Origin of the sequence: Streptomyces sp. Je 1-79 (assembly GCF_025195125.1) — a bacterium.
Taxonomy (GTDB): domain Bacteria; phylum Actinomycetota; class Actinomycetes; order Streptomycetales; family Streptomycetaceae; genus Streptomyces.
Map to the genome: position 1 here is coordinate 540,391 of NZ_JAMGSL010000004.1, position 21,757 is coordinate 562,147.

The following is a 21,757-nucleotide window of genomic DNA, read 5'->3' on the forward strand; positions in this document are numbered from 1 at the left end:
CGTCACCCGGTGGAGCCGGACGACCCCCTGAGGTGGGCGGCCGCGCTGTCCAGGAGCATGTCGAGGGCGGTCGGATAGGCGCTGTGGTTCATGCGCGCGGCCAGCAAGCCGGCGGTGGCGGCGATGTGCGGGTGCGAGGTGGCCGGCAGCCGGGCGTAGGTGGACTCCCACATGTGCTCGTCGGCCTCGCGGGCCGTGGAGGGCAGTGCGAGCGAGGCCGCGTCCAGGGCCGCGAAGGCGAGCGTCTGGTCGATGAACGCGTGGTAGATGCGTACCGCGTCCTGGTCGGGAAAACCGGCGGTACGCAGCACGGCCAGGATGGTCTCGTCCGCGGCGATCTCCTGTTCTCGTCCGGTGACGCGGCTGGCCGTGAGCATGGCGGCCTGCGGGTGGGCGAGGTAGGCACGGTGGATGCGCAGACCGAGCCGGCGCAGGTCGTGGCGCCAGTCGCCGGTGGCCGTCCAGCCGTTCAGGGCCCGCCCGATCAGTTCCGCGCCCACGGCCAGGGTCAGATCGTCCATCCCGGCGAAGTAGCGGTACAGGGTGCTGGGATCGGCCCCCAGCGCGAGCCCGAGCCGCCGGGCGGTGAGTCCCGTACTGCCGTGTTCGGCCAGCATGCGCAGCGCTGTCTCCACGATCAGCTGTTCCGAGAGCACCGCTCCCTGTTTGGTCGGGCGCCGCCGCCTGCGAGCCGACTCGGGCACCACCTGCTTGGCCATGTCCGGGCTCCTTCCCGCCGCCTTCCCCTCGTGCGCACCTTATGCCAACGCCATGGACGTTAGCGAGGGATCAGGGGTTACTTCGCCTGCACCAGAGGTGACAGCCTCGGAGAGGGAGATTTCTGCCATGCGTGTACTGCTTGTCGGAGCCGGTGGCGTGGGAACCGCGATCACGCGGATCGCGGCCCGCCGATCGTTCTTCGACCACATGGTCGTCGCCGACTACGACCTCGCCCGCGCGGAGGCGGCCGTCGCCGCCCTGGGGGAGAGCGGAACCAGGTTCAGCGCCTGCCGTACGGACGCCTCCGACGAGGTGGCCGTGGCCCGGCTCCTCAGGGAGCAGCGGTGCGACGTCCTGCTCAACGCCACCGACCCGCGCTTCGTCCTGCCGCTGTTCGAGGCCGCCGCCGCGGCCGGCGCGCACTACGTGGACATGGCCATGTCGCTGTCGAGCCCGCACCCCGACCGCCCGTACGAGCTGTGCGGTGTCAAGCTCGGTGACGCCCAGTTCGAGCAGGCCGAACTGTGGCAGAAGGCCGGTCGGCTCGCCCTGGTCGGCATGGGCGTCGAACCCGGCCTGTCCGACGTCTTCGCCCGCTACGCCGCGGACGAACTCTTCGACGAGATCGAGGAGATCGGCATCCGCGACGGCGCCGACCTCACCGTCTCGGGCTACGACTTCGCACCGTCGTTCAACATCTGGACGACCATCGAGGAGTGCCTCAACCCGCCGGTCGTCTACGAGGCCGACCGCGGCTGGTACACCACCGAGCCGTTCAGCGAACCCGAGGTCTTCGACTTCCCCGAGGGCATCGGCCCCGTCGAGTGCGTGAACGTCGAGCACGAGGAGGTCCTGTTGGTGCCCCGCTGGATCGACGCGGCGCGGGTGACGTTCAAGTACGGACTCGGTGAGGACTTCATCGGCAAGCTCAAGACCCTCCGCGCACTGGGCCTCGACAGCACCGCCCCCGTCACGGTGGCCACCAGCCTCGGCGCGGCGGAGGTCTCGCCGCGCGACATCGTGGCGGCCGTCCTCCCGGACCCGGCGACCCTCGGCGAGAGGATGACCGGCAAGACGTGCGCCGGCACCTGGGTCAAGGGCGTCAAGGACGGCAAGGCGCGCGAGGTGTACCTCTACCACGTGGTCGACAACGAGTGGTCGATGCGTGAATACGGCTGCCAGGCCGTCGTGTGGCAGACCGCGATCAACCCCGTCGTCGCCCTGGAGCTGATGGCCGGCGGCACATGGGCGCAGTCAGGGGTACTCGGCCCCGAGGCGTTCGCCCCCCGACCCTTCCTGGATCTCCTCACCGCCTACGGATCCCCCTGGGGCATGCGCGAGCAGTGACACCACGGTCGGCGACGCCGCGCCACGTCAGGGGCGACAGCGGTGTCGCCGACGGCTCCACGTCAGGACGCGCCAGCCGTTCCCGGCCGAGAGCCGGAGACCCGGCGAGGCCGCTCCGCGGCGGGCTCCGTCGCATCGGCTTCGAAGACCTCCGCGGAGCGACGCCGCCGGAGGTCGTCCAGGGTGCGGGACTGTTCTCCCGCCCGGGTGAGGAGCCGGTCGAGCTCCGCGGTGTCGACACCGGAACCGGTCTCGGCCAGTTCGCGCAGAGCCCGCCAGCACGCGGCCTTGCCCTCGACGCCGAGCAGCATCGCTTCGAGCTCCAGCACGTCGCTGAGCGGGGAGCGGGAGAAGAGCCGGCCGTTCAGCTTGAGCCGTCCCACCTTCTCGCCGACCCTGCCCATGATCTCGCGGAGCGGTTTCGCGGGAACGTCGAGGTCGCGCATGATCCTGCGCAGGCTCCGCTGGTCCTCCTCGATCTGGCGCGCCAGGGCCGCGAGGGCCGGGCCCGACCCCGTACGGGACTGCCGGTCGGCGATGCGGTGGATCAGGCGTACACCGGCGGCCGAGCCGGTGAGGTGGTCGTTCAAGTACAGGGTGAGGAGAGGTCCCGACAAGGTCTGGGGCTTGTCGTCGTGCATGGCGATGCCTCCGTTCCGGGCCTTCCCGCGCCGAACCCCGCGCGGCGACCGATCTGCTCGTGCCCCAGCGACTCTCCTCTTACGGGACGACCAAACAAGCACGACGGACATGGTCGTCACCCACACGGAGGCGTTTGTGGACGCCGGGACGGGACAGACGCGGGGCGCGGCGCCCGGCGGCTCAGCCGTCGTGCGCGTTCCGACCGGATTGAGAGGCGATCATGACCGTAGCCACCACCCTGACAGCGTCACCCGCTCTGGCATCGGCGGGATCCAACGCCGTGATCTTCGCCATCGTCATCGGCGTGGTGGTCGTCGCGCTCCTCATCGCCGCGTTCTGGTGGGGCAGCCGCCGCGCCGCGCGCCGGCGTCACGCGGACGCCGATCCCACGCGTACGACCGCCCAAGGCGCCCGCGACGACTCCTGGACCACACCCGACGCCGACCCGGACCTCGGCGATTCGCGCCGCTGACACCGACTGGGGTGCACTCCCGGCGCCGCCCACCGCCCTGCGGCGGGAAGACGTCCCGGACCCGGCGCCTCAGGCCGGTGCGGTGCCGCTTCGACGGGCTGTGAGCAGGAGGTACTCCCACTCCATGGCGCCGTTCCGGAGCGCGCGGGCCGCCAGGCCGTCGAGGGCCTCGTCCAGGGCGGCGGTCTTCTCGGCGTCGTCGGCGATGTTCCGGTAGACGGCGATGGTCGGCCCGTAGGTGGCCTTGAAGAACTCGCGGAAGGCCTCAGGACGGTCGAAGAGGTCGACAGCGAGGGGCTGCCGGCGTGCCTCGACCTCCGTGACGCGGTCGCCCAGGAGCGTGCGGACGTGCTCCTCCCGCCCCCACAGCGGCGGCGGCTGCGCCCCCGGCGGCGGAGGCGGAGCGTACGGCTTCATGGTGGCGAACATCTCGCCGATGAACCCTTCCGGGGTCCAGCTGACCAGTCCGATCGTGCCGCCCGGCCGGCAGACCCGGACCAGCTCGTCGGCAGTGGCCTGGTGGTGCGGGGCGAACATGACGCCCACGCAGGACATCACCGTGTCGAACGAGCCGTCGGCGAAGGGCAGCGCCTCCGCGTCGGCCTCCTGCCAGCGCAGCTCGACGCCGCGCGCCGCGGCCTCCCGCCGCCCTTCGTCCAGCAGCTCTGGGGTGAGGTCGGAGGCCACCACATCGCCGCCGGCCATCGCGGCGGGGATGGAGGCGTTCCCCGAACCGGCGGCGACGTCGAGCACCTTGTCCCCGTCCTTCACCCCACAGGCCTCGACCAGTACCGGCCCGAGACCGGCGATGACCCGGGTGGCGACGGCCGGGTAGTCGCCGAGCGCCCACATCGTCCGGTGCTTCGCCTTGAGTGCGCGGTCGGCCTCGACCGCGTCCGCCCTGTCGGACATGGATCCGCCCTCCATTTTCTGATGCTGCGTCACCTCGATCTTTGTAGCAGAGGTGACGCTTCGGACCCGGTGCGACGAGCGGGGCGCCCCCGAGTCTTCGAAGCCCGCGTCGCGCGGCCGTCGCCGCGGGCAGCCGTTACAGGGAACCGAAGTCCGGGATGGTCAGCGACCCGTCGTCGGCCAGGGGGAAGCCAGGGTTGTGGGCGATCTCCCACAGATGGCCGTCAGGGTCGGCGAAGCAGCCCGCGTAACCGCCGTACGACGTCGCCTCAGCAGGCTTGGTGACGGTGCCTCCGGCCTGCTGGGCCGACGTGAGGAGTTCATCGACGTCCTCGGGGGAGCGCATGTTGTGCGCCAGAACCATGCCGCCGAAGCCCGTCCCGCGAGCGTCGTCGAGGCCGCAGTCGTGTGCGAGCTTCTCGCGGCCCCACAGCACGATTCCGAGGCCACCTGCCTGGAAGAAGACGGTCTCCTCGACTTCCTGTCCCCGCCAGCCCAAGCTCTCGTAGAACGCCCGGGAACGTCCGAGATCGGCAACAGCCAGGGTGATCAGACTGACGCGTTGTTCCATGGCCGGAAGCTAACACGCGCTTCCGGCAGGAGAGTGTGCGTCCCACGGAGGACGTGGCCGTCCGGGCCGTGGGTGAGTCAGGACGCCCAGCGCCAGTCGGTGATCTCCCGCGGGTCGACGCCCGTCCGCCGCAGCTCGCGGCGCAGGCGGTCGCGGCGGAGCTCGTAGGAGGCGGCCAGGTCGCCGGCGGTCGCGGCGCGGCCGCGGAGGTGGCGCAGGGCGGCCGCGGCCAGGTCGTGGCGGGAGACCCCGTTGCTCGCCAGCAGGTCGTACGGCGTGGTCGTGGTGCCCTCCTCGACGTACCCGCGGACATGGAACCGGTCCGGCCCCGGCCGTCCGTGGAGCAGCTGGTGGACGGCCGAGGGGTAGCCGTGGAAGTCGAAGACGACGGGCGTGCTCCGGCCGAAGAGGGCGGTGAACTCGGCATCCGACATCCCGTGCGGATGGAGGCCCGGCGGTGCGAGCGAGCACAGGTCGACGACGTTGACCAGACGGACCCGCGCCTCCGGCAGGTCCTGTCGCAGCATGTCGGCCGCCGCGAGGGTCTCCACCGTCGGGATGCCACCCGCGCAGGCCAGCACGACCTCGGGCTCCTCGCCCTCGTACGTGGAGGCCCAGCGCCACACGGACGCGCCGGCCGCGCAGTGCCGGCGCGCCTCCTCGAGGCCCAGCCACTGGGCGGCCGGGTGCTTGCCCGCCACCACCAGGTTGATCCGCCCCGTGTCGTCCATCAGACGTTCCATCGTGACCAGAAGGCTGTTGGCGTCCGGCGGGAGGTACACACCGGTCACCGTGTCCTTCTTGGTGAGGAGGTTGTTGATGAACCCGGGACCCTGATGGCTGTACCCGTTGTGCTCCTGCCGCCAGCCCTCGCTGGTCAGCAGGTAGTTCAGGCTGCTCACCGGGGTCCGCCACGGCACCTCGCGGGACATCTTCAGCCACTTCGCGTACTGGTTGAGCATGCTGTCGGTGACGGAGGCGAACGCCTCGTACGTCGGGAAGAGGCCGTGACGGCCGGTCAGCAGGTAGCCCTGGATCCAGCCCTGGCAGTTGTGCTCGGACAGCACCTCCATCACCCGGCCGTCGGGGGAGAGGTCCTCCGCGTACTCGTGGACCGGCCAGGTGTACGCACGGCCTGTCGCGCCCAGGACGCTGTCCAGCTTGTTGGAGGCGAGCTCGTCGGGGGACATGATCCGCAGGTCACGGCTGCTCCGTGTCCTGTGCATGGCTTCCGTCAGCCAGGCGGCGAGCACCCGGTTCGGGCTGGCGGACGCGCTGCCGGGGCCGTCGTCGAGTCCGACCGCGTACGGTTCCAGAGGGGGGAGGTCCAGCGACCGGCGGAGGCGCCCGCCGTCGCCCGCCCGGTTCATCCCGATGCGGCCGGCCCCGGTCGGGCACGTGGCCAGTACGTGCGGGCGCGGCCGTCCACCGTCGTCGAACAGCTCGTCGGGACGGTACGAGCGCAGCCAGGCTTCCAGGGCCTTGAACTGTTCGTCGTCCTCGTGGACGTCGGCGAGGGGGACCTGGTGCGCGTGGAAGGTGCCTTCGATCCGGACGCCTCCTACCTCGGCGGGCGCGCCCTGGCCCTTCAGGGTGCGCAGCACGATCATGGGCCAGGGCGGTCGCTCGGGGACGTCGCCGGCACGGGCGCCACGCTGGATCGTGACGATGTCGGCGTGGGCCTGGAGAACGGCCTCGGTCATGCGCTCGCCGCGCGGGTCCGCGGTCATGTCGACCAGGCGGGGCGACCATCCGTACCCCGCGAACAACGACGTCAGTTCGTCGTCGGACATGGTCGCGAAGACGCTCGGGGACGAGATCTTGTAGCCGTTGAGGTGCAGGACGGGCAGGACCGCGCCTCCGGTGACCGGGTCGAGGAACTTGGAGGAGTGCCACGCCGCGGCCGTCGGCCCCGTCTCGGCCTCTCCGTCGCCCACGATGCACGCCACCAGCCGGTCCGGGGCGTCGAAGGCGGCCCCGAAGGCGGTCGACAGGGCGTAGCCGAGTTCGCCGCCCTCGTGGATCACGCCCGGAACGGCGGGGGACAGGTGACTGGGGAACCCGTCCGGGGCGCAGTAGCGCCTGGCCAGCTCGGTCAGGCCGCCCTCGGTCCGTGACAGCGCCGAGTCGTGGTCCTGGTGCGTGCCGTCGAGCCAGAGGTTCGCGTGGGAGGCGGGCGCGCCGTGACCGGGACCGGTCACCAGCAGCACGTCCGCGTTCCGTTCCCTCACCAGGGTGTTGAGCGCGGCGTGCACGACATTGATGCCCGGGCAGGAACCCCAGTGGCCGAGCAGCCGGGGTTTGAGGTGCTCGCGCGTCAGCGGTTGTCGCAGCAGTACGTTGTCGCGCAGGTAGATCAGCGCGGCGGCCACGTAGTCGGCCGCCCGGCGGTAGGGCTCCGTGCTGTGTCGCTCTGCCATCACCGTGTCTTCCCTCGTGCGGCGGTTGTCGGGCCAGGGGGAGTCGAAACACGCCCTAGGACCCGGCGAGGCTCCTCAGGCGATCCGCGTACGCGACCGTCAGCTCGGCCGCCTCCCTGGGATCGGCGGTCAGCAGCTGCGCCCGGTCCGCGAGCGCGGCGCGGCGGCCGTCCTTCAGCGCCGCGACCCGCGCCGGGTCCGGCGTCGGCGCGCCGCGCTCCGCGCGGAGCTCGACGTCGTACCAGTCGACCACTTTCTGTACGGCATCCTCGGCGGCCTTCTCCGCGCCGCTCGCGATGCCGGAGAAGCCGGGGACCTGGGGATCGTTCATCGCGGCCCTCCCTGAGAACCATGGCGTCGAGTCGTCCACAGGGGCGCTCCGGCGGGCGGCGGCGCGGTCTCGTTGGTTTCCATGGTCCTCGGCTACCCCGTTCCGGCGGGGCGTATCGGATTCTGTGCGTAGTCGCCTCGTGCGGGTCAAGGGCGCGGCGGGCGGCCGGGACGCGATTGCTGCGGTCATGTGTGCCCTTGTTGCAGTCATGTGTGCGCTCGGCCCCGGGCGCGGTCGGAGCGCCGCGTGACGGGTAACTTGGGCGCCACGGGGTCCTGCCGACGACCAAGAGCCACCACGAGGCACCGTGGATCAACAAGGATGGCAACCGCGATGAACACTGCCCCAGCCCTCGACGCCGACCAGGCCCGTACCCGCCTGCACGAGCTGACCGTCGTCGACGTCCGTACCCCCGCCGAGTACGCCTCCGGGCATCTGCCGGGAGCGCTGAACATCCCGCTCGACCAGCTCGGCCGCGCCGTTCCCGCGCTCAAGGAGGCTGCGGGGCGGGGGGATCTCCTCGTCGTGTGCCAGGGAGGCGGCCGTTCCGAGAGTGCCTGCACGCAGCTTGCCGCGCACGGCGTGCGCGCGCTCAACCTCACCGGCGGAACCGGCGACTGGGCCGCCCGTGGCCACACGCTCGCCCGTCCCGCCGGTGCCCCGGCGAAGGCCGTGTGGGCGATGGAGCGCCAGGTCCGGCTCGCGGCCGGATCGCTGGTGCTGATCGGCCTGGCGCTCGGGCTGCTCGTGCACCCGGCCTGGCAGCTTCTGTCGGCGGCAGTCGCGGGCGGCCTCGTCTACTCGGCGCTCACGAACACCTGCGGCATGGCGGTGGTCCTGGGCCGACTCCCGTACAACCGCGGTGCTGCGGGCGCGCCGGACCTGGAGACGACGCTGACCCGTCTACGCGACGAGGCCGGGGCCGGGGTCGGCACCGGGGCAGGCACCGGGGCCGGGGCAGAGGCCTGAGGCTCGTATCGCCCCGCCCTGCGGACCACGGCCCGCGCCCTGTTCAGGCGCGCGTCGTCAGAACGGGGACGCCGGCACCGTCGAGTTCGTCCCACGCCACCCGGCGTCCGGAGACCGCCAACAACAGGCCGAGTGCGGGGCCGGTCACTTCCGGTCCGGTTCCGACCGTCAGGTCGGAGTCCGTCGCCCTGAGCTGGACGTGGTCCAGCAGCTCCTTGGCTCCGCCGAACGACGACGGGACCCGAGTCTGCAGGCGGAGCGCCCTCACGACCGCTTCCGGCGGATAGGAGCGCGTGATCCCCAGGGGTCGACGGATGTCCTCACCGTGGACCACTTCCTCGACGAGGCGGCTTTCGAGAGGGGCCGGAGGCGTCGACCTTCGTGAAGACGCCTCACGGAACCGGTCCAGGGTCTCCTGGGGTGTGGCGCCACGTGCCCGCGCCGCGCCCAGGGCGTTCTGACGGTCGAAGTCGAACCGCGCCCGTACGAGACCGACGACGAAGCTCAGGCGTGTGCTCCGGGCCGAGTCGACGAGGTGGGCGACCACGTCGTGCACGGTCCACCCGTCGCACAGCGACGGTCGTTCCCACTGCTCGTCGTCGAGCCCGGCAAGGTCGCCGACGAGCGCGGCGCGCTCGGCGTGTACCAGCGTCCACACATCCCGTGTCACAGCTTCTCCTTCATCGACCTGGTATCCACCAGGGAGGACCGCGAGTACGGCTGGAACTCATCGGTCGGTGAGGCGGCTGTCAGACGCTGTCGGTCGGCGTGCGGTCTGGTGGTCGCCGCTGCCGCCGCGGCACCTGAGCAGTGATGCGGCGAGACAGCGGGCGTCCGGAGGGGAGGCGTCAGTTGTTGGAGCCGACGGTGTTGTCGCCCCCGGCGTTGAACACGTCGTCGCCCGCGAACTGGAGCCAGTCACCGAAGACGACGGTGTACGAGGTGTGCGGCTCGAACTCCGGGTTCACATCCGCGCTCGCGGCACCGGCGGTGCCGAGGACGATGGCGCCGGCGGCGAGGGCGGTCAGCAGGGAACGCATGGTGGACACCTCTCAGCAGAAGGGCAGAACACGCGCCAAGCTAAGGCCTGCGCGTGTCCGTCGTTGCCCGCACCTGCCGTGAGCTCCTGATCTTCAGCCGATTGGTGGCAGCCGCGGAATCCCGGTCGACGACCCCTTCTTCAGGGTCTGCCGGCTGCCGCCGTGACGGTCAGCTGCCGGCCTCGATCCTCCGGATGCGTTCGGCGTCGCAGGTACGGGGGCAGGTCAGGCACGCCTGGGACGGGTCGATCCTGTAGTACAGGCAGCAGCCCAGCCGGGTGCGCGTGTGGTGGCCCGCTCCGCCGCGGCCCGTCAGTCGTCTGAAGTCGGCGCCCCCCGGGAACGGAGGGATGCCGTGGGGGAGCAGTTCGGTCGCGGCCCGTACGGCCTCGTCCTCCCGGCCGAGGATGCGACCGAGGTACCAGATGCCGGAGACCAGGTCGTCGGCGACCATTCCCCACAGCGCCCGTGGCCCGCGCCGCACCTGGCGGCCGAACGCGGCCACCAGGGGGCTCACGTGATCGACGACGGCGGCTCGCAGCTCGGCCCGTAGTGCCTCCTGGTCGCTCACCACCCGGGCCCCGGGCAGCCCTGCCGCCGGGTCGTCGGGCAGGCAGGCGAAGCCGGAGCCGGTGACGACCTCGAATTCGGCGGCGGCGAGATTCAGCCGGACCTCGGCCGGATGAACGCGTGGCACACGACGCTCCAGGTGCCACGGGCCGCTCATCAGCAGACTGACGGACCACAGATAGTCGTGGAGCGCGCGGGACGCGGCGACATCTCTGCGCGGGACGTGCCCGTGCCGCTCGCGGATGCGGACCGCCTCCGCCTCGATGAAGGCGTCCAGCGCGCGTTCGTCCTGGGCCAGGACCGCACCGTCGAGCCTCTCCGCGTGGCCGTGACCGTGGGCGTGGCCGTCGGTGTGGTCGCGGCCGAGGTCCCGGTCCCGATCCGGGGCCAGGTCCCGTCCGGGGGCCGGTTCCGGGTCGCCGGCCGACGCCAGGTGGTCCGGGGGAACGACCCGTACGTCGAGCGCGTCGCACAGCGCGATGAGGCGGCCGTAGGTGCCGGTGAGGGCGGCGGTCGCGCCCACGGCGTGAAGCGGCGCCGCGGTTTCCGGTGCCATGGCCATCGCACTCCTTCGCGTGCCGGCGACGCGCTGCGCCGACGAGATTCACTGAGGTAAGCCTCACCTTACCCGAAGCTTTCGCACTCATGATCCAGGGTCAGGACCGCTGCGGGGCGGGGGAGTTGAGAACTTAGGTTTGCCTAACTTAGGCTGCGTAGCGGATGGGCGACGCCGAGCGCGCCGGACCTACCTGCGGCGACCGGCGATGTTCGTCGACATCTCTCACCACCCGACCCGAAGGGGCCGCCCGTGCGGTTGTATCTCCTCGCCCTCAATCCGACCGACTCGGTCACCGAGGGCTTCCTTCCGGCCGCGGCCCGGCTCGGCCTGGACGTCTCCGTGCTCACGGACCAGCCGGAGGCGCACCGCGGCCACCGCCCGGACGTCGAGGTCCTGGCGTGCGATGTGCGTGACTTCCGTGCGGTCATCAGCCGGATCTCGACGCACCACGCGCCTGACGGGATCTTCACCAACAGCGACCATCTGCAGACCCAGGCCGCTCTGGCCGCCGACTACTTCGGCCTGCCCGGCAAGAGCTGGCAGGCCTCGCTGCGCGCCAAGGACAAGGCGCAGATGCGCCGTCACCTCACCGCCACGGGCGCCGACACGGTGTGGTCCCTGGAGATCGGGTCCGGGTGCGACCCCGTCGCCCTCGCCGCGGAGAGGGGCGCCGACATCCCGTACCCCTGCGTGGTGAAACCAAGGGAGGGTGTGGCCAGCGAGGACGTCGTGCTCGTCACCGGGCCCGAGGAGCTCGCGGTGCGCTGCGAGGAGATCCAGTCCCGGCGGCCCGGCGCGGCCTTGGTCGTCGAGGAGTACCTCACCGGTGAGTTGTACACCGTCGAGACCCTGGGGGACGGCCGTACACGCCACGTCCTGGGCGGGTTTCACACACGCGTGTCGCCGCCGCCGTACTTCGTCGAGCAGGACATGACCTTCGTGGCCGCACACCCCGACGCCGTCACGCGGCAGGTGCTCGCTCAGCTCGACGCGCTGGGCGTCGGATTCGGCGCCTGCCACACCGAGTTCGTGGTGTACGAGGGCCGGGCCCGCATCATCGAGGTCAACTACCGTGCCGCCGGGGACCAGTGCGACCTCCTGCTCGCGCAGCTCCTGGGAATCCCGCTCTTCGAGCACATCCTGCGGACGCATCTGGGGGAGCCGCTGCCACGGGATCTCGGCGCCCGCACCGATCAGGCCGCCCGGGTCGCCTACCCGTGTGCCGAACGCGCCGGCACGCTCACGGCAGCCCCCGCGGCGGCCGACCTGCTCCAGGACGGTGTGCGGCTGACGTACCGGCCGCTGCGGGAGGTCGGCGAGCGCCACGACCTGCACCGGACCAATCGCGACTACCTGGGGGTGGTTCGTGCCATGGGGCCCGGCCAGGAGGCGGTCGATCGCGTGATCGCGGCCTTCCTCGCCGCACAGCGCTGGGAGATCACCCCGTGACGGCCCCCACCGCCGCACAGGGCGCCGGCGTCGCGACGTCCACCGCCTCGCGGAGCGTCACCGCCGTCGCCTCCTCGGGGCCGCCCGGCGGCCCCGACGCATGCGAAGGTGATCTGGTTCTGCGCGTACTCGGCGCGCTCCTGCGGGAGGACGTCGTCGGTCTTCGCAGTCGGGGCGTGCGGGTGGAGCGGCGGGACGGCCCGTGGCTGCGGCTCGCCGATTTCGACGGCGAGGAGGCCCTGCTGCTACCGATCGGCGCAGACGGGTTCCAGAGTGTGGACACCGCTCGACTGCCTCTGCTCGTACGGGAGTCGGACGGTGCGGAGCTCACCACGTGCGAGGAGATCGTCGGCGCCCTCGCCGCGTTCGCCGACCCCGTCGACCGTGGTGGTTTCGACGCCTTCGCCGAAGAGTGCGGTCAGACGCTCGCGACGATGCGGTTGCACGCACGGACGCGCGCCGAGGTGGACGCACGTCTCGTGGCCCGCCATGGAGCAGATCCCGCGGAGTGGATCGGCCTCGCCAAGGGGCTGGCCTACGACACGCTCGCTGCCCGCTTCGACCATCCCGTCTATCCCACCGCACGGGGGCGGTCCGGGCTCGGTGACAGCCAACTTATTGCGTACGCACCCGAGTTCCACGCTCGCTTCCCGCTGCGCTGGATCGTCGTGCCCCGGCAGGCGCTCACCATGCCGGCGGGCGGTTCGCGTTTCCCCGACTTCTGGCCGACCCCCGCGATGCTCGGGCTGCCGGACCTCCTCCTCACGCACGTCGCGCTCCCCGTCCACCCGCTCACGATCGGCTCTCCTCTGCGTGAGGCACTGCGAGCCGCAGGCCTGGGGCGCACGGCCGTTCTCGCCGAGCCGGGGTACCTCGACGTCGTGCCGACGCTGTCGATGCGTACGGTGGCCCTCGTCGACGACCCCACCCTTCACCTCAAACTACCGCTGGTCACCGCCACCTTGGGCCTGCGCAACCGCCGTACCATCAAGCCCGGCACGCTCGTCGACGGGGCCGCCGGTCAGCGTCTGCTGGAGACGGTCATCGCCCACGAGCCACGCTTCCGCGACACGGTCCTCGTGGCCGACGAGTCGACCCACGCCCATGCCGGACACGAACTTCTCGCCGTCCTCCTCCGTCGCTACCCGGCCGGCCTGGCGAGCTCCGCGGTGGTTCCGATGGCGGCCCTTCTGAGCGAGGCTCCCGGCGGGCGACCGGTGATCGACCATCTTGCCGACCGGTACTACCGAGGCGACCCGGTCGCCCTGCTCGACGCGGTCCTGACGCTGCTCCTCGACTGGCAGACCACGCTCTTCGGCTACGGCATCGCGCTCGAATCGCACCAGCAGAACGTCTCGCTCGTGCTGGACCAGGGCCCGGACGGGCGCACCCGCCTGCGGTTGCTGCTCAAGGACAACGACGGTCCCCGCATCAACACGGCCCGCATGCGGGACATGCTGGGCGCCGACGCGCCGGACCCCTCCGCCTTCGACGATGCCCGGATCCTCTGCGACGGCGACGGCCCCGTCATCGACCTGTTCACCACCGTCACGGTCCACCTGTGCGCGGGGGCCTTCGCCTTCGGGCTGGCGCGGCAGGGCCGTGCCCCGCTGGAGGTGCTGCTGAGGCTCGTACGCGAACGTCTGGCGGAGGCCGTCGACCGGCTCGGAACTCACCCCGGGCAGCCCGGCGCGCTCCTGCGAGCAAACGTCCTGGACGCCCCTGAACTGCCGGTCAAGGCGATGGTCTCCGCCGGCACCCTGCTCACCAAGGAACGCTCGGGTGCGGCCGACATCAACAAGCACTACACCACCGGCCCCAACTACCTCCTCACGGAAGTGTCTTAACGGTGAGCGCCAACAGTTCCACCACCCCTTCTCGACCTCGATCGTCCCTGTACGTGCTGGAGCCCCTGATGTCGCTTGCCGATTCGCTCGACACCGCGCCGCCGCCCGGTGCCGCGGCCCCCGAACCCGCCCCGGTGGAACTGCCCACCGCCGACACGGCCGTGATCCATACGCTCCTCAACTGCCTGGTCCGTGAACTGTCCGGCCCCGAGCGACAGACCACGGTCGCCGACGGTCACCTGTTGATCCGTCTCCCGCGAGCAGGGGTGCTCCTTAAGGTCGCTCTGCGGCGTACGTCGATGCTGGGCGCGCACCGTTTCGCGGGCCCGGTGTGGGAGTGGCGTTCCGGGGACGACTGGTCGCGGGTCGACTGGCGGCTCCTTGCCGCGTACATGCAGGAAGAGCTGCGGATCCGTACCGGCGTGTGCAACGAGGAGTTCCTGGACCAGGTCGCCTCCAGCCACCGGACGGTCTCGGCCATGCTCGCGAGGCGCGCGGGAGGGTCGAGCCCGTCGCCCTACGTCGGGCGGCCACCGGCGCTGCCACCGGCGCGGTCTGAAGGGCCGCGGGCCGGAGCCGGTGCCGGTGCCGCGGAGGCGGAGTCCGCTCGGGCGGTCGAGGAAGGTGGTCTCGCCAGGTACGTCGCTTCCGAGCAGTCCCTGCTCTTCGGTCACCGATTCCACCCCACCCCCAAGGCCCGCAGCGGCGACGCCGCCTCATGGACCGCGTACGCACCCGAGGCCGGGGCGGCGTTCCCACTGCGGTACCTGGCCGTGCGGGAACACCTCGTCGCCGAGGACGGCGCCACCGACGCGCTCGACCGCATGGGTCCCGACGTGCCGGACGGCCACCGGCTGCTCCCCGCACACCCGTGGCAGTACGAGATGCTCCGTGAACTCCCGGCGCTGCGAGCCGCGTTCGACCGTGGTGACGTGGTCGACCTGGGAACGGGCGGCAGGCCCTTCGTCGCCACCTCCTCCGTCCGCACCCTGTACGACGGCGAGACGTTCCTGAAGTTCAGCCTGAACATCCGCATCACCAACTGCCTGCGCAAGAACGCACGTTACGAGTTGATCGGGGCCGTCGCCCTCACACGAGCGCTGGGGCCGGTACTGGCCGACCTCGCCACGCGCTTCCCCGGCGGCACGATGCTCCGCGAGCCCGCCTACCGCAGTCTCGCCCTCCCCGGCCCGGACGGTTCCCCGGACAACGCACTGCTCGAAGGGTTCGGGGTGATCGTCCGCGAGGGGCTGTCCAGGCGGCTCATGCCGTGCACCACCCCGCTGCTCGCGGCCGCCGTCGCCGACGAGTACCCGACCGGCCCCGGCCACATCTCCCGAATCCTGGACGGCGCAGGCCCTCGGTCGGCCCTCGACTGGTGGGCGGCGTACCTGGACCTCCTCGTCCCGCCCGTCCTCGCCGCCTACTTCGACCACGGCGTCGTCATGGAACCGCACCTGCAGAACGTGCTCGTCTGCGTCGACGACGACGGCATGCCCGCCCAGGTCGTCTTCCGTGACCTGGAGGGCACCAAGCTGCTTGCCGAGCACCACGCCGACCGCCTCGCCGCGCTGCCCTCCGAAGTCGCCGGATCGATGACGTACGACGCCCGGCGCGGCTGGGACCGCGTCGTGTACTGCCTGCTGGTCAACCACGTCGCCGAGCTCCTCGCGGCGATCGCCGACCTGCATCCGCAGATCGAGGCCGAGCTCTGGAGAAGGGTCCGTACGACCCTCCGCGCCTGCGCCGAGCGGCACGGCAGCCCGCCGCGGCTCACGGCCCTCCTGGCCGGAGTCCCGCTGCCCGCCAAGGCCAACCTGCTCACCCGATGGGAGCGGAAGGCCGATCGCGCGGCCGGCTACGTCCACCTCCCCTCACCACTCGCCGACGACCTGCTGCCCGACGGGGCCGGCGACCGCAGCCACAGGAGGATCAGATGACCGCCCCCACCGCCGCTGTCCACGCCCGCGCGCTGGAGCTGCCCTCCGCGGAACTGCCGGCGTACGTCTACGACCTCGCGGCGCTGCGCGAGCACGCCGCCTTCGTACGCCTCGCCCTGCCCGAGAGCGTCGAGCTGTACTACGCCGCCAAGGCCAACCCGGAACCGGAGATCCTCGCCGCCCTCGCCCCGTACGTCGACGGGTACGAGGTCTCCTCGGGCGGCGAGCTCGCACATGTCGCCAAGGCGGTGCCGGGCTCGCCGCTCGCCTTCGGGGGGCCGGGCAAGACGCCCGCGGAGATCGCGGCCGCGCTGGAGCACGGCGTGGCGCGGTTCCACGTCGAGAGCGCCCACGAGCTGCGGATGCTCGCCGGTCTCGCCGCCGGACACGCGCCGAACTCCAGGATCGGGGTCCTGCTCCGCTTCAACCTCCCTCTGTCCGACCAGTCCCTCGCGGGCAGCTCCTTGGCGATGGGAGGACGTCCCACCCCCTTCGGCCTCGACCCGTCCGAGGCCGACGAGGTCGTCGGTCTCCTCAGCGGCGGCACGTACCCCCACCTGCGACTGCTGGGCGTGCACGCGCACTTGGCGAGCGGGCTGGAGGCGACGGAACAGGTGGCCGTCGCCGAATCCGTCGTGACCTGGGCCTCCGCTCTGGCATCCCGCCACCGGACCCCCCTTGCCGAGGTGAACGTCGGAGGCGGCATGAACGTCGACTACGCCTTGCCCGAGCGCCGGTTCGACTGGGTCGCGTACGGCACGGGCCTCGCCCGCCTCGCGGCGGCGCACCAGGGGCTCACCCTGCGCATCGAACCCGGCCGTGCGCTCACCGCGTACTGCGGTTGGTACGTGACGGAGGTGCTGGACGTGAAGCGCAGCCACGGCCAGGAGTTCGCCGTGGTCAGGGGCGGCACCCACCACCTGCGCACACCGGCGACGAAGGGCCACGACCAGCCCTGCACCGTTCTCCCGGTGGCGTCCTGGCCCCACCCCTGGCCCCGACCTGCCGCCGAACAGGACAAGGTCACGCTCACAGGGCAGCTCTGCACCCCCAAGGACCTGCTCGCCAGGAACGTCCCCGCTCCGTCCCTGAGAGCGGGCGACAGGGTGGCCTTCGGCCTGGCGGGGGCGTACGCATGGAACATCTCGCACCACGACTTCCTGATGCACCCCCGCCCCGGCTTCCATTTCCTCGATCCGGCGATCGAGGGGAGCACGATGCAGATCGGGATCGACCTCCGCGACAAGTACGGCGACACCCTGACCGAGTAACAGCTCCGGCAAGGAATCAACGACGCGGCGCGGCCAACGCCCTTGCGCTGATCTTCTACGGGGCCCTGCTCGCGATGGTGGCGGCGGCATGGTGGGGGTGCTCAAGCCCCTCTGGGGCCCGGCGGACCGCCGGCCCTGGCCGTCGCCGACTTCGTTCGTGGCGTGAGGTGGCTTCCGTGCCCAAAGGAGCATGAGTTAGCTTAGGCTTACCTAAGTCGTCGGATCTCATGGCTCGACAGCTTCTCTGGAGGACTCGCATGCGCCCGCACACAGCCCGCCCCTCAGCGCCGACCCCCGCCGAGCGTCTGCGGTCGATCCTGGCCACGGCCCACTCCATGACCGTGGTGACCGGCGGCCGGCGTACGGAGGTGTACAGCCGTGACGGGTCCGGGCCGCTGGGCCATATCCACCTGCACTCCTCCTCGGAAGCCGGGCGTGGTCACGAGGATGCGGGCATCCCCATCACCCTGGAGCTCACCGACATCGCCCCGACCTACGTGCGTGACCGGCTGCGCGCCCGCGTGACGATCACCGGGCTGCTGGACAAGCCCTACGACTCCGAGTCCGCCGAGAGCACCTGCGTGGAGTTCGCGCAGGCCCTGATCGAGGACTCCGAAGGGTGCGCGACCGTCACCCTGGAGGGGCTGCAGGAGACCGACGTCGACCCGATGGCCTCCTGCGAGGCGAGCATGCTCACTCACCTCGTCGACGGCCACCGTGAACTCCTGCCACTCCTGCTCCGCCTCGTCCGGCAGCAGGAGCTCAAGAGCGGCATGGTGCGCGCGCTCCCCGTGGCGCTGGACCGCTACGGCCTCACGCTGCGCCTGGAGCACCCCGACACCCACCACGACGTCCGGCTGCCGTTCCCCACCCCGGTCACCGACGTCGATCAGGCCGGCCCCCAGATCCACGCGCTCATGGTCGCGGCGCGCCGCTCCTCGCACTTCAGCCGCCTCTCGGCCTGAACGCGGGGGTGTTGGACCGCTGACGTCCCACGCAAGGGAACTGCCCCGGTGCCCGCGCTACGGGCGTACGTGCCGGGCCTCGAACCTGCCCTCGCCCAGCTCCAGGGCGAAGGTGACCTGTTGCCCCTCGGAGAGCACCTTGTCCTCCGTCTCGATGTCCTCGGCTCGGACGTAGACGGTGTCCTGGTCCCCGTAGGGGGTGATGAACCCGTATCCGCCCTCCTGGTTGAAGTACTGCACGAGCCCCTTGCGTCGGCCGTTCACGTGGACTCCCTCGGCCATGCCCGAGCCCGGTCCCGAGTGCGCCGGGCGGTGCCCACGGGCTCGCGCGCCCTACAGGTCCATCTCACCTCCGAACGGGCTTTTTGGGAAGCGTCCCCTGAGCGACCTCGCGCATACGGAACGTGGCGGGACGCGGGGACCGAGACGGCGCCCGGTGCATGCTCGCCTGCCGCGATGCAGGCAGAAGGCAGGCACCGGGCGCCGCTCACGTAGCGCCTGGTCGGCGGCTCCGTCGGCCTGTCAGCCGAACCGCTTGCCGTCCGGGTCGGTCGGGAAGAGGCCCGGGCCGGGGACGGGACGGTCCGGGGAGGAGCCCTGCGGCTGCGGAGCGCCGCGGTCGGTCCCGCCCGGGGTGATACGGCCCCGCCAGCCTCCGGTCTCCTGCCCGCGCTCCTCGATGAAGCCCTTGAAGCGCTTCAGGTCGCCCTTGACGCGCCGGTCGAGGACGCCGAGAGCGTCTCCCGCCTTCTCCGCCATGCCTTCCGGCTGGAAGTCCATGGCCAGGCTGACGCGGGTGTGCGCTTCGTCGAGGCGCTGGAACGTGACGACGCCCTTCTGGTGGACGTCACCGCCCACCGTGCGCCACGAGACGCGCTCGTCGGGAAGCTGGTCGACGATCTCGGTGTCGAACTCCCGCTGGACCCCGGCGACCTTGGTCCTCCAGTGACAGTGCTGGTCGTCGACCTGCCGGACGTCCTCGACTCCTTCCATGAAGCTCGGGAAGTCCTCGAACTGGGTCCACTGGTTGTAGGCGCTGCGCACCGGGACGTCGACGTCGATGGATTCCGTCACCATGCTCACGAGAAATCTCCTGGTCCGTTGGTTCCGTTTCCTCTGCGTGCGATGGCCGGACAATTGCGGCCACGTCGCGCGTGCCCGGCGGAGTGGAGTTCAATCACCGTGCACTTCGCCCCTGGCGCGGCCTCCTGGTCCGGCGGCCCAGGGCGAGACTCCGTTCCAGCCTGCGGCGGCGCCGCTCGTCGAGGGCGTCGGGACCGGTGAGAGCCGGGTGCCGCAGGCTCAGGCAATGGGCGCGCAGCGGGTCGGGGTCCGGGTGGGGAAGCCGTTTCCAGAATTCCGGACTCAGGAAGATCAGGGTGAGCGCGAGGCAGGTGCCTCCCGCCCCGGCCCACTGCGTGGCCCCGTGCGGGAGCGAGTCCAGCACCGCCATCGCGGCGAAGGTCGAGAAGGCCAGCACGGCGCACATCCCCAGGCACCCCAGGCACGCCACGCAGCCGCCGGGAGACCCGGCTGCGCCGACCCGTCCCGGCAGCAGCTTCTCCTGCGCCACACGGAACGCCCTGACCTGCTCGTGGTACGCGCGGTCACGCTGCGCGATGCCGCCGAGCACGACGTGCCGGGGGTGCCTTCTGCGTACGGCCTCCAGCAAGGCGGCGGGTACTGGGTGGGCCGGGAGGGTTCCGGGCTCGTCGTCACCGTCCCGGGGCGCCAGTCGGATCACGGCGTGGTGGTCGATCCGTATCAGCCCGTCGAGCAGCAACTCCGCCGCCGCTGCCGCCGTCTCCTCACCCCGGACGGAGGCCGCGTAGTACGGGTCGACACCCACCGTGGCGATGTGCGCCTCGATACGGCGCAGCCCGCACGTCCGCCACCGGTGGCGGACGACCAGCGTCCCGTACAACACCACCGTGACGCTCAGCGCGACGAGGAAGAGCGCGACATGATCCATGACCGCAGGCTACGACCCGGGTCTGACAAGGCCGGTGGCGCCCGGGCGTCGGCGTCGGTGCCCGGGCGTCGGTGCCCGTGCCGGTGGCGCCCGGTCGTCGGTGCCGGTGCCGGCCGGGCGAACCGGCCGCGCAGCCCTCCCCGATTCCCCGGAAAGCGTGCGGAAAACCCTCCGATTCAGCGGGAATGGGCCTGCGAACCGGGGGTACGCGGCGGTCCGGAGGTTGATGACAATGGTTCCCCTTCTGTTGGTTCTTCTGCTCGCGCTGGTTCTCTTCGGCGCCGGTTTCGCGGTGAAGGTGCTCTGGTGGATCGCCGTCGTCGTGCTCGTCCTGTGGCTACTGGGCTTCGTGGCCCGGCCGAAGGGCGGCACGGGCCGGTGGTACCGCTGGTAGACCGTGCCCGGTGGCCACCGCGCGCCACGCGGAGTGTGGGTGCCACCCCCTTCACCGGGGGTGGCACCCACATGTCCGTGCCCGAGGCGCCGCCGCCGCGCGCATGTGCTTCGGCTCACGTGCCGTCACTGCTCCAGGGGCACGACCGCGTGGATCGTCTTGCCGCCGGGTCGGACCGCCACGGACACCTCACGGCACAGGTGCAGGACGATCGGCCACCCGAACCCGCCGGGGACCAGTGGTTCGTGGCGCCGGTACAGCGGAGCGTCCTCGCTGGCGTCCGAGACGGACACCGTCGCGGCGTCGCGCGTCATGTCCAGGTGGAAATCGATGAGGCCACCGCCATGACGTTCGGCATTGGTCACCAACTCGGAGACGACGAGCAGCAGGTCGTCGACCTGTGACTCGTCCGACGGCCGTATGCCGGCCAGCCTTCGCCTGGTGAGCTCTCGGGCCTGGGTGGATGTGCGTACCGCCCGCTCGTCGTCGACAGAGCGCGCAAGCGGGTGCCGAGGAGCCGAGGCACGGGACCGCGTCTCGCCCTGGGGCTGCATCTTGGTTCCCTTCCTCGCGGAATTCGCTTCTTCGTACCCGGTTCGCCTTCCCGTCGTCCCCGCAGTGACACCCTCATGAGCAATCAGTTCCGGTACGGCCGCCTCGGATTGTCGCTACGACGGCGGCGCACGGGGGGCCACCAGGCGCCGGCGAGGGATCGCACCGGGTTGACGCCGGTTTCGCGACCCGTTGGAGGGACGGCGGATTCAGGCCATGGAGAGGGAGCCGCCAGTGGGGAGCGGGTGCCGTGTCCTCGCGGTCCCGGACGGCCCGCCGGGCCGTCCGGCACACCGGGACGGGGAGGGCGTCACGTGCCCGGACCGGATCGGTTCCAGCCGCCGGATCCGGCTCCGTCTCCCGCCCGTCGATCACGGGGGAGTAGTCTCGGGTTGATTGCCGTACGACAACGGTCACGACCGGAAGCGTACGGGTGGGGCGGCGACCCGGACCGCGGCCCTGACGGCGCCCGGCGCGGCGGGGACTGGCTAGCTAACGAGGATGGATCATGTCTGAGACGACGATCGAGGGCTCCTCGGTGATGCAGCGGCAGGGGCAGGCCGCGGTGGGGGAGCCGGAACTCCGGCAGCTCCTGGCCGGCCTCACCGCCGTACGCGACGGAGATTTCGGAACCCGGCTGCCCGACGAGGCGAGCGGGCTGATGGGCGAGATCTCCAGTGTGTTCAACGGCATGATCGACCAGCTCTCGCTGTTCACCTCCGAGGTGACCCGCGTCGCCCGCGAGGTCGGTACGGAAGGCACGCTGGGCGGGCAGGCGAAGGTCCCCGGAGTCTCCGGCACCTGGGCGGACCTC

The 21,757-nt window shown here is 71.4% G+C and carries 23 protein-coding genes; 10 read left to right on the top strand and 13 right to left on the bottom strand.

The window, feature by feature from the left end:
- Positions 1–2: 2 nt before the first annotated feature.
- A complete protein-coding gene (locus M5362_RS10445) occupies positions 3–719 on the bottom strand; it encodes a TetR/AcrR family transcriptional regulator (protein ID WP_260227114.1) in 717 nt (238 codons plus the stop codon).
- Positions 720–846: 127 nt separating this feature from the next.
- Here M5362_RS10445 and M5362_RS10450 point away from each other — a divergent pair, with 127 nt between their 5' ends.
- The gene (locus tag M5362_RS10450; protein ID WP_260227115.1) at positions 847–2,067 is read left to right on the top strand and encodes a saccharopine dehydrogenase family protein; all 1,221 of its coding nucleotides are present in this window, start codon (positions 847–849) and stop codon (positions 2,065–2,067) included.
- A gap of 62 nt (positions 2,068–2,129) precedes the next feature.
- On the opposite strand, the gene M5362_RS10455 is transcribed toward M5362_RS10450, so the two are convergent.
- The gene (locus M5362_RS10455; protein WP_260227116.1) at positions 2,130–2,708 is read right to left on the bottom strand and encodes a hypothetical protein; all 579 of its coding nucleotides are present in this window, start codon (positions 2,706–2,708) and stop codon (positions 2,130–2,132) included.
- Between the two features lie 221 nt (positions 2,709–2,929).
- Here M5362_RS10455 and M5362_RS10460 point away from each other — a divergent pair, with 221 nt between their 5' ends.
- A complete protein-coding gene (locus M5362_RS10460; RefSeq protein WP_260227117.1) occupies positions 2,930–3,181 on the top strand; it encodes a DUF6479 family protein in 252 nt (83 codons plus the stop codon).
- Between the two features lie 69 nt (positions 3,182–3,250).
- Here the strand turns inward: M5362_RS10460 and M5362_RS10465 are convergent, their stop codons facing one another.
- The 4 genes from M5362_RS10465 to M5362_RS10480 form a co-directional block, all read right to left on the bottom strand.
- On the bottom strand, positions 3,251–4,093 hold the full coding sequence (locus M5362_RS10465) for a class I SAM-dependent methyltransferase (RefSeq protein WP_260227118.1): 843 nt from the start codon (positions 4,091–4,093) through the stop codon (positions 3,251–3,253).
- A gap of 136 nt (positions 4,094–4,229) precedes the next feature.
- Positions 4,230–4,664: a VOC family protein gene (locus tag M5362_RS10470; RefSeq protein ID WP_260227119.1), complete on the bottom strand. Its 435-nt coding sequence runs from the start codon at positions 4,662–4,664 to the stop codon at positions 4,230–4,232.
- A gap of 77 nt (positions 4,665–4,741) precedes the next feature.
- Entirely contained in the window at positions 4,742–7,084 is a 2,343-nt protein-coding gene (locus M5362_RS10475) for a phosphoketolase family protein (protein ID WP_260227120.1), read from the bottom strand.
- A gap of 55 nt (positions 7,085–7,139) precedes the next feature.
- Positions 7,140–7,415 (bottom strand): hypothetical protein, encoded by a 276-nt coding sequence (locus tag M5362_RS10480; protein WP_260227121.1) that lies wholly within the window; start codon positions 7,413–7,415, stop codon positions 7,140–7,142.
- 333 nt (positions 7,416–7,748) lie between these two features.
- On the opposite strand from M5362_RS10480, the gene M5362_RS10485 reads away from it, so the two are divergent.
- Positions 7,749–8,384, top strand: a complete 636-nt coding sequence (locus tag M5362_RS10485; protein ID WP_260227122.1) for a rhodanese-like domain-containing protein — start codon at positions 7,749–7,751, stop codon at positions 8,382–8,384.
- A gap of 43 nt (positions 8,385–8,427) precedes the next feature.
- Here the strand turns inward: M5362_RS10485 and M5362_RS10490 are convergent, their stop codons facing one another.
- The 3 genes from M5362_RS10490 to M5362_RS10500 all read right to left on the bottom strand — a co-directional run bounded on the left by M5362_RS10490 (position 8,428) and on the right by M5362_RS10500 (position 10,556).
- Positions 8,428–9,054: a maleylpyruvate isomerase family mycothiol-dependent enzyme gene (locus tag M5362_RS10490; protein ID WP_260227123.1), complete on the bottom strand. Its 627-nt coding sequence runs from the start codon at positions 9,052–9,054 to the stop codon at positions 8,428–8,430.
- A 178-nt stretch (positions 9,055–9,232) separates the two neighbouring features.
- On the bottom strand, positions 9,233–9,424 hold the full coding sequence (locus M5362_RS10495) for a hypothetical protein (protein WP_260227124.1): 192 nt from the start codon (positions 9,422–9,424) through the stop codon (positions 9,233–9,235).
- A gap of 169 nt (positions 9,425–9,593) precedes the next feature.
- Positions 9,594–10,556, bottom strand: coding sequence for a (2Fe-2S)-binding protein (locus M5362_RS10500; RefSeq protein WP_374214437.1), 963 nt, complete (start codon positions 10,554–10,556; stop codon positions 9,594–9,596).
- 246 nt (positions 10,557–10,802) lie between these two features.
- On the opposite strand from M5362_RS10500, the gene M5362_RS10505 reads away from it, so the two are divergent.
- The 5 genes from M5362_RS10505 (at position 10,803) to M5362_RS10525 (ending at position 18,025) form a co-directional block, all read left to right on the top strand.
- Complete coding sequence (locus tag M5362_RS10505) at positions 10,803–12,002, top strand: ATP-grasp domain-containing protein (RefSeq protein ID WP_260227126.1); 1,200 nt, start codon at positions 10,803–10,805, stop codon at positions 12,000–12,002.
- A 113-nt stretch (positions 12,003–12,115) separates the two neighbouring features.
- Positions 12,116–13,849: an IucA/IucC family protein gene (locus M5362_RS10510; protein WP_260227172.1), complete on the top strand. Its 1,734-nt coding sequence runs from the start codon at positions 12,116–12,118 to the stop codon at positions 13,847–13,849.
- A gap of 68 nt (positions 13,850–13,917) precedes the next feature.
- Positions 13,918–15,789, top strand: a complete 1,872-nt coding sequence (locus tag M5362_RS10515; protein ID WP_260227127.1) for an IucA/IucC family siderophore biosynthesis protein — start codon at positions 13,918–13,920, stop codon at positions 15,787–15,789.
- Complete coding sequence (locus M5362_RS10520) at positions 15,786–17,060, top strand: type III PLP-dependent enzyme (RefSeq protein WP_260227128.1); 1,275 nt, start codon at positions 15,786–15,788, stop codon at positions 17,058–17,060. Before M5362_RS10515 ends, M5362_RS10520 begins: the two co-directional genes overlap by 4 nt.
- A gap of 257 nt (positions 17,061–17,317) precedes the next feature.
- On the top strand, positions 17,318–18,025 hold the full coding sequence (locus M5362_RS10525; RefSeq protein ID WP_260227129.1) for a DUF2470 domain-containing protein: 708 nt from the start codon (positions 17,318–17,320) through the stop codon (positions 18,023–18,025).
- A gap of 57 nt (positions 18,026–18,082) precedes the next feature.
- Here the strand turns inward: M5362_RS10525 and M5362_RS10530 are convergent, their stop codons facing one another.
- The 3 genes from M5362_RS10530 to M5362_RS10540 form a co-directional block, all read right to left on the bottom strand.
- A complete protein-coding gene (locus M5362_RS10530; RefSeq protein WP_260227130.1) occupies positions 18,083–18,289 on the bottom strand; it encodes a cold shock domain-containing protein in 207 nt (68 codons plus the stop codon).
- A 258-nt stretch (positions 18,290–18,547) separates the two neighbouring features.
- On the bottom strand, positions 18,548–19,108 hold the full coding sequence (locus M5362_RS10535) for an SRPBCC family protein (protein ID WP_260227131.1): 561 nt from the start codon (positions 19,106–19,108) through the stop codon (positions 18,548–18,550).
- 94 nt (positions 19,109–19,202) lie between these two features.
- On the bottom strand, positions 19,203–19,997 hold the full coding sequence (locus M5362_RS10540) for a hypothetical protein (RefSeq protein ID WP_260227132.1): 795 nt from the start codon (positions 19,995–19,997) through the stop codon (positions 19,203–19,205).
- A 232-nt stretch (positions 19,998–20,229) separates the two neighbouring features.
- On the opposite strand from M5362_RS10540, the gene M5362_RS10545 reads away from it, so the two are divergent.
- Positions 20,230–20,391 carry a DUF5670 family protein gene (locus tag M5362_RS10545; protein ID WP_260227133.1) on the top strand — a complete coding sequence of 54 codons (162 nt, stop codon included), beginning with the start codon at positions 20,230–20,232 and terminating at the stop codon, positions 20,389–20,391.
- Between the two features lie 125 nt (positions 20,392–20,516).
- Here the strand turns inward: M5362_RS10545 and M5362_RS10550 are convergent, their stop codons facing one another.
- Entirely contained in the window at positions 20,517–20,945 is a 429-nt protein-coding gene (locus tag M5362_RS10550; protein ID WP_260227134.1) for an ATP-binding protein, read from the bottom strand.
- A 506-nt stretch (positions 20,946–21,451) separates the two neighbouring features.
- On the opposite strand from M5362_RS10550, the gene M5362_RS10555 reads away from it, so the two are divergent.
- Positions 21,452–21,757 (top strand): hypothetical protein (locus tag M5362_RS10555; RefSeq protein WP_260227135.1); only part of this gene is annotated, 306 nt, incomplete at its 3' end.

Coding starts and splice junctions, on each gene's coding strand:
- M5362_RS10480 (WP_260227121.1), bottom strand. CDS start 7,415: ATGAACGATCCCCAGGTCCCCGGCTTCTCCGGCATCGCGAGCGGCGCG.
- M5362_RS10470 (WP_260227119.1), bottom strand. CDS start 4,664: ATGGAACAACGCGTCAGTCTGATCACCCTGGCTGTTGCCGATCTCGGA.
- M5362_RS10520 (WP_260227128.1), top strand. CDS start 15,786: ATGACCGCCCCCACCGCCGCTGTCCACGCCCGCGCGCTGGAGCTGCCC.
- M5362_RS10540 (WP_260227132.1), bottom strand. CDS start 19,997: ATGGATCATGTCGCGCTCTTCCTCGTCGCGCTGAGCGTCACGGTGGTG.
- M5362_RS10525 (WP_260227129.1), top strand. CDS start 17,318: ATGCGCCCGCACACAGCCCGCCCCTCAGCGCCGACCCCCGCCGAGCGT.
- M5362_RS10515 (WP_260227127.1), top strand. CDS start 13,918: ATGTCGCTTGCCGATTCGCTCGACACCGCGCCGCCGCCCGGTGCCGCG.
- M5362_RS10445 (WP_260227114.1), bottom strand. CDS start 719: ATGGCCAAGCAGGTGGTGCCCGAGTCGGCTCGCAGGCGGCGGCGCCCG.
- M5362_RS10455 (WP_260227116.1), bottom strand. CDS start 2,708: ATGCACGACGACAAGCCCCAGACCTTGTCGGGACCTCTCCTCACCCTG.
- M5362_RS10465 (WP_260227118.1), bottom strand. CDS start 4,093: ATGTCCGACAGGGCGGACGCGGTCGAGGCCGACCGCGCACTCAAGGCG.
- M5362_RS10495 (WP_260227124.1), bottom strand. CDS start 9,424: ATGCGTTCCCTGCTGACCGCCCTCGCCGCCGGCGCCATCGTCCTCGGC.
- M5362_RS10460 (WP_260227117.1), top strand. CDS start 2,930: ATGACCGTAGCCACCACCCTGACAGCGTCACCCGCTCTGGCATCGGCG.
- M5362_RS10545 (WP_260227133.1), top strand. CDS start 20,230: ATGGTTCCCCTTCTGTTGGTTCTTCTGCTCGCGCTGGTTCTCTTCGGC.
- M5362_RS10475 (WP_260227120.1), bottom strand. CDS start 7,084: ATGGCAGAGCGACACAGCACGGAGCCCTACCGCCGGGCGGCCGACTAC.
- M5362_RS10500 (WP_374214437.1), bottom strand. CDS start 10,556: ATGGCCATGGCACCGGAAACCGCGGCGCCGCTTCACGCCGTGGGCGCG.
- M5362_RS10485 (WP_260227122.1), top strand. CDS start 7,749: ATGAACACTGCCCCAGCCCTCGACGCCGACCAGGCCCGTACCCGCCTG.
- M5362_RS10450 (WP_260227115.1), top strand. CDS start 847: ATGCGTGTACTGCTTGTCGGAGCCGGTGGCGTGGGAACCGCGATCACG.
- M5362_RS10550 (WP_260227134.1), bottom strand. CDS start 20,945: ATGCAGCCCCAGGGCGAGACGCGGTCCCGTGCCTCGGCTCCTCGGCAC.